Here is a 7,620-nt window from a genome sequence, read left to right on the forward strand (position 1 = left end):
AGCGATACCTCTCAGCGTCCGGCGCGCATGCGCTCGACTTCGGCTTCCTGCTCCGGCGTGACCTTGAAGTGGCCACCCCACTTGTTGAGCGTTCCCGGCGGGTACTCCGGAACGGGAAGAATCTGACGCAACAACTTCTCCGGCAGTCCACGCCGACGCCATTCGCGCGGGTACCCGAGTGATACTTCCTCGAAGCGGACGCCGTCGTAGTACGTGGTTCGAGGAATGTGCAGGTGCCCGTACACCGAGCACACCGCGTTGTACTTCACATGCCAGTCGGCGGTCGCGGTGGTTCCGCACCACAACGCGAACTCCGGATACATGAGCACGTCCGTCGGCTGCCGGACCATCGGGAAATGGTTCACCAGAACGGTTTTTGTGCCTTCGGGGAGCGCGTCCAACCGTGCCTGGGTGTATTCGATTCTCGCCCGGCACCACGCGTCGCGCGTTGCATACGGCTGCGGGGAGAGCAGGAACTCGTCGGTGGCGACGACGTTCTTGTCCCGCGCGATCTCGAGCCCGTGTTCCTTGTCTCGCGCGCCTTCCGGCAGGAAGGAGTAGTCGTAGAGAAGGAACATCGGGACGACCGTGACCGGACCCTCGTCTCCCTCCCACACCGGGAACGGGTCCTCGGGTGTGATGACGTCGAGTTCGCGGCACATGTTGACCAGGTACTCGTACCGCGGCGCTCCGTGAATCTGAACCGGATCCTTGGCGGTCGTCCACAGTTCGTGGTTGCCCGGAATCCAGATGACCTTTGCGAATCGGCTGCGAAGGAGCTTCAACGCCCACCGAATGTCGTCAGTTTTCTCGGAAACATCTCCGGCGAGAATGAGCCAGTCGTCAGGCGAATCCGGGAACAGTTCCTCCGTCATCGGCTTGTTGCCGTTGTGACCGACATGAATGTCGCTCACCGCCATCAGCTTTGCTGCCACGATCCCTCTGCTTCCTCAGTTGAACTTCCGCGCTTCGCCGTCGCCGGACCTGTCACTGCCCACTTGCCGGAAAACGCTCGCCACGACACCGCGACCATCCGAAGTACTACGAACACGGTAAGCCCTGCCCAAATTCCGGCCAGCCCCCAGTCGTAGGCGAGGGAGAGCCAGATCGCGGGCAGAAATCCGAGAACTGCGCAGAGCATGGTCGCGTTGCGCAGAAACACCACGTCCCCGGCGCCGAGCAGAACACCGTCGAGTGCAAACACGATTCCCGCTACCGGCATGATCGCGACGAAGAACCACCAGGCGATCGACATTTGACCGAGGACCTCGGCGTCGGACGTGAAAAGTCCGGGGATCACGGAGTGGCCCGCGGCGAAGAAGATCGCGAGTACCACGGCAAATACCGTCGACCAGGCAGTGATCCGCCAGGTCATCCTCTTCGCGGCGGCTGCGAATCCACCGCCGAGGGCAGCTCCGATGAGCGTTTGGGCGGCGATCGCCAAGGAATCGAGAAGGAGCGAAACCAGGTTCCACAGTTGGAGGACAACTTGGTGTGCACCGACTACGGCTGCACCGAACCTCGACGCCACCGCGGCCGCCGAGACGAAACACGCTTGGAATGCGAGGCTGCGCAGAATCAGGTCACGGCCCATCAGCATCTGCGCCCGCATGATTGCAAAATGCGGTCGAGCCGAGACCGGTTCACGAAAGAGTGCCCAAGCGAACAGGACACCCGAAACGCTCTGGCCGACCAGATTCGCGACAGCTGATCCTTCGAGTTCCATCCGGGGAGCACCGAGCAAACCGTGCACGAGAATCGGGCACAACACCGCCGAAATACCCAGGCCGACAAGGACGAACCGAAGCGGTCGCACCGTGTTCTGAACCCCGCGCATCCAGCCGTTGCCGGCCAGGGCCACCAGGATGAGTGGAACACCCAATACCGCTATCCGAAGCCAACTTTCCGCAGCCGCGGCAATGTCGGGAGTCCCGGCCACCGCCGAAGTCAGCGGGCCCGCGATCACCTGCACGATCACTACCAAGGCCAAGCCGATCGCGGCCGCCAGCCAGGTCGCCTGAACGCCCTCGCCCACCGCGTCGCGCTCGCGGCCCGCCCCGTGCAGCCGTGCGGCGCGCGCCGTCGTGCCGTACGACAAGAAGGTCAGCTGCGTACTCACCAACGACAGGATCAGACCACCGACTGCCAATCCGGCCAGCGGAAGCGCCCCGAGTCGGCCGACCACGGCGATGTCGAACAACAGATAGAGGGGTTCGGCCGCCAGTACCCCGAGTGCCGGAAACGCCAGGGAAAAGATTCGACGCCCAGTGACGTCGAAATCAGCTGCCGAAGATCCCGCCGAGGTGGCGTCAGATTCGCTCAATGCCGCGGATTCAGCCGAGTGCCGCGACGAGCGCGGCAACAATCTCGTCGCTGGAAGTGGTCGACGTATATCCGGCCGACAGCCGGTGCCCGCCGCCACCAAGACTTTCAGCGACCGCCGACACGTCGATCGCCGACTTTGCACGCAACGAGATCGACCAGCTTCCGGAAACCGACTCTTTGAGTACTGCGGCAACTTCGGCTTCCGAAGTAGTTCGCACGATATCGACGACGCTCTCGATCTCCTCGGAGCGAAGATCGCCGATGTAACTGCGTCGGATCACCGCGTACACCAGCCCACGGCCGTCCGCGGCTTCCGGGACCAGCACCGCGGACCCGAGTACCGAAGCCAGCATCGGCAACCACCCGAACGGATGGGTGTCGAGCAGCTTTCGCGCAATCGCGTCGCCGTCGATGCCGGTCGCCAGCAAACGCGCCGCGAGCACGTGCGGAAGCGGACCTCCCCACCGGAAGGAACCGGTGTCGGTGACCAGTCCGGCATAGAGACAGTGCGCGATATCGCGATCGATCGCGACTCCCCACGCATCGAAGAATCGTGCGATGAGCGCCGTCGTCGAAGCCGCGGTTTCGTCGACGACGTTGATGGTTCCGAATTCGGAATTGGAGCGATGGTGATCAAGGACGATTGTGCGATGCGCGCCGGCGAGTCGACTCGCCAACTCACCGAGGCGGCCCTCGCTGCCGACATCCACGGTCACCAGAACATCGACGCTTTCCCGAACATCGGCGGGCGCCGTGAGCAAGTGAACACCAGGGAAATCACACATCGACTCGGGCAGCGCCGACGGCCGACTGAACGCGACCTGCACCGAAACACCCCGACGCTCGAGAACGAGACCGAGCGCAAGTCCGCTGCCGATCGTGTCCGCATCCGGCTGCACATGGCAGAGAATTGTCACCGTGTGCGCCGATTCGAGAACCTCGGCCACCTGAGCGAACTTCGCCTCGCAGGGGTCGACGTCCGAAAGTGCGGTGATCGTCATTCTCGGTGCGCGTCAGTCGGCTTCACGAACATCTGGCGACGCCTCGTCTTCGTCCGAAGCCACTCGCGGCTCCTTGTACGGATCTGCATCTCCGGCCGGCTGTGCATTCTCACGCGCCTTGGCGACCTCGTCGTCGGCGGCCTTGGCACGGGCCAGCAGTTCTTCCATATGACGCGCGGTGTCGGGAACGGTATCGGCGACAAACGTCAGAGTCGGTGTGAAGCGAACGCCAGTTCCGGCACCGACCTTCGAGCGGAGAACACCCTTGGCCTTCTCGAGTCCTGCGGCGGCGGCTTCCACATCGGGTGCGGAATCGACCTTCTCGCCCATGACTGTGTAGTACACCGTCGCGTCGTGCAGATCGTTGGTGACCTTGGTGTCCGTGATGGTCACAAATGCGAGTCGCGGATCCTTGATCTCGTGATCGATCGCGGTCGCGACGATGGTTCCGATACGCTTTGCCAACTTGCGTGCCCGGGCTGGATCTACCATGACTGTCAGTCTCCTCTACCTGGCCACTCGAATCGAGGTGACTCGATCGATCAAAGTTCTGGTTAACAAGAATTATTACCGACAACAGTCTCGTCCATCGGCTACCCGGCAACCAAATCACCATCCACCCGCGCCTGCCGGACCCAGAGCACAGACCGATCGCCCTTTTATTGGTAACGTTCGGTCGATGACGCGATCAAGAATCACCGCATCGATAATTTCCGGAGGACTCGTTGCGACTGCACTACTTTGCTCGCCGGCAATCGCGTCGGCCGACCACAGCGAGTTCACACCGCTTCCATTGACATATTCGTTGGGAAGGAACAACACCCTTCCTTGTAGCGGACAACTCACGGGCTACGTCCAAACCCCGCACGACCGTCCAGGCATTGCAGTCGTTTCAGTCTCCTGGACTTCCTTTTTCGACAGCCCGTGTTCGATCACCGCCTACGTCAATTATTCGAACCGCGACACTCGCACCGGTGGAACCAGAGCAATCGACTTGACGCATATCTCTGACGGATCCGGTTCGCTGCGGGGTGAATCGAGCCGCCAGATATCCATTGAGGTCGGGTCGGGAAACGCGGGCCTCAATCTGACCAGCGAATCGCTCACATCAACCTTGATCGATCCGGGCGCGTCTACCGTGCGCTTCGTCGTGGCATGAAGTAGCGCGCCGCCTACCGGGAGGTCCTCGCCAAGGGCGCCCCGCGAATCACGCGCTCCCGGACCGGATCTGAGTCGACTCACCCGTCGTCGATCCCTCGGGCAACAACGTCATCTTCATTCAGCGTGACGAACCCGAAGACGTCGAATACGGCGATCGAAGTTGCTGAGAGAGCTGGTGAGGGTTGTCGACGACGCCCAGATTCTTCGGGGATTCAGAAGCGACGATCACACCGCCGCTTGGGTTTTGGACGTTGGTCTACTTCGATTCCCGGACGCAGGCGCGGACCGGGTGAAAGCGCTGACCGCTTCTGTCGGGATCACCATTGCACAGAGTGAAACCGAGATTGCGCGGAAAATGCGCGACGCGGTCGACACAGTCGCACTCGGTTGTGAGGACGCCGAATCCCTTGCCGACCAACTCGATTCGGTACGCGGTCTGGATGCCTGGCTCACCGACACACACCAGTGACACTCAGTCTTCCGGGCCGAAGATTCGCCTTCGCACGGCCAGCAACTGAATCTCCGGACGCTCGGCGACCGCTCGCTCACAATGATCGAGAACATCGTGCAGGTGATCGACGGACGAACTGACCACACCGACGCCCACGAGCGCACGACGCAGGCGTCCCTGCTCCCCCGCCTCCGCTGCACTCACGCCGAATCGACGGAGTTCCGTCAGGATCGGCGACAGCATCGAACGCTTTTCCTTGAGTGAGTGGACATCGCCGAAAAGAATGTCGAACTCCAGTGCCCCTACAAACATTTTCCCCCTAGACAGAGCCGAATGGACTCTTCCGGACTTGTATGTTCAAGTCCGGAAGAGTCCATGTCAGCTAGTACTCACGTGCGTCCGCCCCAACGCCCGTGTCGACATAATCAGTCGCGCGGCTTCTCGCGAAGCTCGTAGCACTCGAGAACGTCACCGATCTTGATATCGGAATAGGTGACGGTCAAACCACATTCGTAGCCTTCGCGAACCTCGGTAGCGTCTTCCTTCTCCCGCTTGAGCGAGGAGATGGTGACCGTCTCGGCGATGACCTTGCTGTCGCGGATGAGACGTGCCTTGGCGTTGCGACGGATGCTGCCCGACGTGACCAAGCAACCGGCAATGTTGCCGATCTTGGACGAACGGAACATGGCGCGGATCTCTGCCTTGCCCAGCTCGACCTCTTCGTACACCGGCTTGAGCAGACCCTTGAGTGCCTTTTCGACCTCATCGATGGCCTGGTAGATCACCGAGTAGTAGCGAATGTCGACGCCCTCGCGGTTCGCCAGCTCCGTTGCCTTGCCTTCGGCGCGGACGTTGAAGCCGATGATGATCGCGTTGGACGCAGCAGCCAGGTTGACGTTGGTCTCCGTGATGCCACCGACACCGCGGTCGATGACGCGCAACTGCACCTCGTCGTCGATCGGAATTCCGAGGAGAGCCTCTTCGAGGGCCTCCACGGTTCCCGAGTTGTCACCCTTGAGGATCAAGTTCAGCTGTGAATGTTCCTTCAGAGCTGCATCGAGATCGTCGAGGCTGATGCGCTTACGACTCTTCGCTGCAAGCGCGTTGCGCTTACGTGCGTTGCGACGGTCCGCGATCTGACGAGCGATACGGTCCTCGTCGACCACGAGCAGGTTGTCGCCTGCACCGGGGACCGACGTGAAGCCGATGACCTGGACCGGACGTGAAGGCAGTGCCTCGTGGACGTCCTGACCGTGCTCGTCCACCATGCGGCGGACGCGGCCGTAAGCATCGCCGGCAACGATCGAGTCGCCGACCCGCAGCGTTCCGCGCTGGATGAGCACGGTAGCGACGGGGCCGCGGCCACGGTCGAGGTGCGCCTCGATGGCAACACCCTGAGCATCCATGTCCGGGTTGGCGCGCAGATCCAGGGAAGCGTCCGCCGTCAACAGCACTGCTTCGAGCAGTGCGTCGATGTTGAGACCCTGCTTCGCCGAGATGTCGACGAACATGGTGTCTCCGCCGTATTCCTCGGCCACCAGTCCGTACTCGGTGAGCTGCTGCCGGATCTTGTCCGGGTTCGCGCCTTCCTTGTCGATCTTGTTCACCGCGACCACGATCGGCACGTCGGCCGCCTGGGCGTGGTTGATCGCTTCCACCGTCTGCGGCATGACGCCGTCGTCGGCTGCGACAACAAGGATCGCGAGGTCGGTGGCCTTGGCACCACGAGCACGCATGGCCGTGAAGGCCTCGTGACCCGGGGTGTCGATGAACGTCACGAGACGCTCGTTGCCCTCGAGCTCGGTCAGCACCTGGTAGGCACCGATGTGCTGCGTGATGCCGCCGGCTTCGCCCTCACGGACATTCGCCTTACGGATCACGTCGAGCAGACGGGTCTTACCGTGGTCGACGTGGCCCATGACGGTGACCACAGGCGGACGGGACTCGAGGTCCTCTTCTCCGCCGGCGTCCTCGCCGTAGGTGAGGTCGAAGCTGTCGAGCAGCTCGCGGTCCTCGTCCTCCGGGCTGACGACCTGCACGACGTAGTTCATTTCGCCGCCGAGCAGCTCCAGCGTCTCGTCGTTGACCGACTGAGTTGCCGTGACCATCTCACCGAGGTTGAACAACGCCTGCACGAGTGCTGCGGGGTTCGCATCGATCTTGTCCGCGAAGTCCGACAGCGATGCGCCGCGAGCGAGACGGATGGTCTCACCGTTGCCGCGTGGCAGCCTGACGCCGCCGACTGCGGGAGCCTGCATGCTTTCGTACTCGGCGCGCTTCGCCCGCTTCGACTTACGTCCACGGCGAACTGCTCCGCCGGGACGACCGAATGCACCTGCCGCTGCGCCGCGCTGACCGGGACGGCCACCGCCGCCGGGACGACCGCGGAATCCACCGGCCGGAGCTGCTCCACCGGGAGCACCTGCACCAGCACCGGCGCCGGGAGCGCCGCCGCCGCGGTATCCACCGCCGCCGCCGCCCGGACGACCACCGGGAGCGCCACCGGGACGACCCGGACGTCCGCCGCCACCGGGCGCGGGACGAGCGGAACGAGCAGGCATTGCACCCGGGTTCGGGCGAGGAGGCATGGAGCCGGGGCTGGGACGGGGTCCGCCCTGACCTGCAGGCGGACGAGGTCCACCCTGGCCGGGAGCCGGACGGGGACCGCCCTGACCCGGAGCC

Annotated in this window: 7 protein-coding genes; 1 reads left to right on the forward strand and 6 read right to left on the reverse strand. The window is 63.0% G+C overall.

Annotation, left to right across the window (positions count from 1 at the left end):
- Window positions 1–11: 11 nt before the first annotated feature.
- From H7C86_RS12835 to rbfA, 4 genes are read right to left on the reverse strand one after another with little or no spacing between them, the layout of a single operon-like run.
- Window positions 12–935 carry a metallophosphoesterase gene (locus H7C86_RS12835; RefSeq protein WP_003942180.1) on the reverse strand — a complete coding sequence of 308 codons (924 nt, stop codon included), beginning with the start codon at window positions 933–935 and terminating at the stop codon, window positions 12–14.
- Window positions 920–2,323: an MATE family efflux transporter gene (locus H7C86_RS12840; RefSeq protein ID WP_256065069.1), complete on the reverse strand. Its 1,404-nt coding sequence runs from the start codon at window positions 2,321–2,323 to the stop codon at window positions 920–922. The genes H7C86_RS12835 and H7C86_RS12840 overlap by 16 nt, the downstream gene beginning before the upstream one ends.
- 10 nt (window positions 2,324–2,333) lie before the next feature.
- Window positions 2,334–3,326, reverse strand: a complete 993-nt coding sequence (locus H7C86_RS12845) for a bifunctional oligoribonuclease/PAP phosphatase NrnA (protein WP_182261644.1) — start codon at window positions 3,324–3,326, stop codon at window positions 2,334–2,336.
- 12 nt (window positions 3,327–3,338) lie between these two features.
- On the reverse strand, window positions 3,339–3,818 hold the full coding sequence (gene rbfA / locus H7C86_RS12850) for a 30S ribosome-binding factor RbfA (protein WP_003942248.1): 480 nt from the start codon (window positions 3,816–3,818) through the stop codon (window positions 3,339–3,341).
- 844 nt (window positions 3,819–4,662) lie between these two features.
- Between rbfA and H7C86_RS12855 the strand changes: the two genes are divergently transcribed.
- Window positions 4,663–4,956: a hypothetical protein gene (locus tag H7C86_RS12855; protein ID WP_135000352.1), complete on the forward strand. Its 294-nt coding sequence runs from the start codon at window positions 4,663–4,665 to the stop codon at window positions 4,954–4,956.
- 3 nt (window positions 4,957–4,959) lie between these two features.
- Here H7C86_RS12855 and H7C86_RS12860 read toward each other — a convergent pair whose 3' ends face one another.
- Both H7C86_RS12860 and infB read right to left on the reverse strand, forming a co-directional pair.
- Window positions 4,960–5,250, reverse strand: coding sequence for a DUF503 domain-containing protein (locus H7C86_RS12860; RefSeq protein WP_003942205.1), 291 nt, complete (start codon window positions 5,248–5,250; stop codon window positions 4,960–4,962).
- 113 nt (window positions 5,251–5,363) lie between these two features.
- The coding region (infB, locus tag H7C86_RS12865) for a translation initiation factor IF-2 (protein WP_182261645.1) at window positions 5,364–7,620 on the reverse strand (2,257 nt) is incomplete at its 5' end.

Origin of the sequence: Rhodococcus sp. UFZ-B548 (genome assembly GCF_903819475.1) — a bacterium.
In the GTDB taxonomy this organism is placed as follows: Bacteria; Actinomycetota; Actinomycetes; order Mycobacteriales; family Mycobacteriaceae; genus Rhodococcus_F; species Rhodococcus_F erythropolis.

What these genes read in the sequence shown, in the direction of transcription:
- H7C86_RS12845 (WP_182261644.1), bottom strand. Translation starts at nt 3,326, where the DNA reads ATGACGATCACCGCACTTTCGGACGTCGACCCCTGCGAGGCGAAGTTC.
- H7C86_RS12860 (WP_003942205.1), bottom strand. Translation starts at nt 5,250, where the DNA reads ATGTTTGTAGGGGCACTGGAGTTCGACATTCTTTTCGGCGATGTCCAC.
- rbfA (WP_003942248.1), bottom strand. Translation starts at nt 3,818, where the DNA reads ATGGTAGATCCAGCCCGGGCACGCAAGTTGGCAAAGCGTATCGGAACC.